A 1,821-nucleotide genomic window follows, 5' to 3' on the forward strand; every position below is an offset into this window, starting at 1 on the left:
TTCCTGGCTATCGGGTCTCGGATCGCGGGCCGGGTGGTGAGCGGGAGGCGTTGTTGTGCCGGCTGTTCGCTGAGGTGCTCGGGTTGGAGCGGGTCGGCGTCGACGACAACTTCTTCGACCTCGGCGGAGACTCGCTTCTGGCCACGAAACTGGTCAGCCGCGTACGCGCCGCGCTGGGGGCGGGACTTTCCGTCGGAGCCGTCTTCGACCGCCCGACCGCCGCGGATCTGGCCCGGGGGCTCGCGGCCGGCGACGGGGCCTCGGGGACCGTGCTGGCTCCTCGCCCGCGCGCCGAGGCCGTCCCGCTGTCGTTCGCGCAGCATCGGCTGTGGTTCCTGGACCGCCTGGGGACGGACGTCGCGACGTACAACGTGCCGATCTCGCTGCGGATGAGGGGGCGGCTGGACGTCGGCGCGCTGGATGCGGCGTTGTGCGATGTCGTGGCCCGGCACGAGAGCCTCCGGACGGTCTTCCCGGATGTCGACGGTGTCCCGGCCCAGCGGGTCCTGAGCCTGGCCGCAGCCCGCCCGCGGCTGGTCGAGGTCACGGTGGACGAGGCGTCGCTGACCGAGGCGCTCGGGCAGGCGGCGGTCCGCGGGTTCGACCTGGCGGCCGAACCGCCACTGCGCGCGTCCCTCTTCACCGTGTCCCCTGACGACCATGTGCTGCTGCTCGTCGTTCACCACATCGCCTGCGACGGCTGGTCGGTGGCGCCCCTCCTCGATGATCTGTCCCAGGCCTACCTCGCGCGCCGCCGCGGCACCGGCCCCGACCAGGCGCCCCTGCCCGTGCAGTACGCCGACTACGCGCTGTGGCAGCACGAGCTGTCCGGGCGCGAGGACGACCCCGGCAGCCTGATCAGCAGGCAACGGGAGTACTGGGCCGGCAAGCTGGCCGGCCTTCCCGAGGAGCTGCGGCTTCCCGCTGATCGGCTCCGGCCGGAGGGCTCCGGCTCCCGAGGCGAGGTGCTGCGGTTCGAGTGCGACGCCGACGTGCATCGCGGCCTGCTGCGCCTGGCCAGGAAGAGCCACGCCACGGTCTTCATGGTGGTGCACGCCGCCCTGGCGGCGCTGCTCACCCGGATGGGTGCGGGAACCGACATCCCGGTGGGCACAGTGATCGCCGGCCGCATCGACGAAGCGCTCGACGATCTGGTCGGGTTCTTCGTCAACACCCTGGTGCTGCGCGTGGACACCGGTGGCGATCCCAGCTTCAGGGAGCTGGTGGGCCGGGCACGCGAGGTGGACCTGGAGGCCTACGCCCACCAGGACCTTCCGTTCGAGAATCTGGTGGAGATGCTCAACCCTTCGCGCATGCTGGGACGGCATCCGCTCTTCCAGGTGATGCTGGCCTTCCAGAACAACGCCGAACCCCGCCCGGACCTGGACGGTCTCGCCGTCGAGACGGAAGTCCTCAGAACAGGCACCGCCAAGTTCGACCTCTCGATGGAGGTGGCCGAGCGGTTCGACGACGGCGGGCGGCCCGCGGGCCTGCACGGCACGCTGGAATACGCCGTCGACATGTTCGGCAAGGCCACGGCGGACATGCTCGTCACGCGGTTCCTGCGTGTTCTGGCGCAGGTGGTGGACGACCCCGGCACGCCGATGAGCCGGCTCAATGTGCTGGACGACGGCGAATGGCGCCGGCTCGTGGCCGATCAGCACGAGAACGAGCTCGCCGTTCCCGAGCAGACTTTTGGTGGTTTGTTTGAGGTTCAGGCTGGGCGGGTTCCTGGTGGGGTGGCGTTGGTGGTGGGTGGGGTGGAGTTGTCGTATGGGGAGTTGAATGGGTGGGCTAATCGGTTGGCTCGGGTTTTGGTGG

At 70.1% G+C, this 1,821-nt stretch carries 1 protein-coding gene; it reads left to right on the forward strand.

The genetic code is table 11. From position 1 onward, the window contains the following. Positions 1-53: 53 nt before the first annotated feature. On the forward strand, positions 54-1,821 hold a 1,768-nt coding region (locus MTP10_RS41805; RefSeq protein WP_310717456.1), incomplete at its 3' end, for a condensation domain-containing protein.

It is taken from the genome of Nonomuraea sp. 3-1Str (assembly GCF_031570565.1).
Lineage (GTDB): Bacteria > Actinomycetota > Actinomycetes > Streptosporangiales > Streptosporangiaceae > Nonomuraea.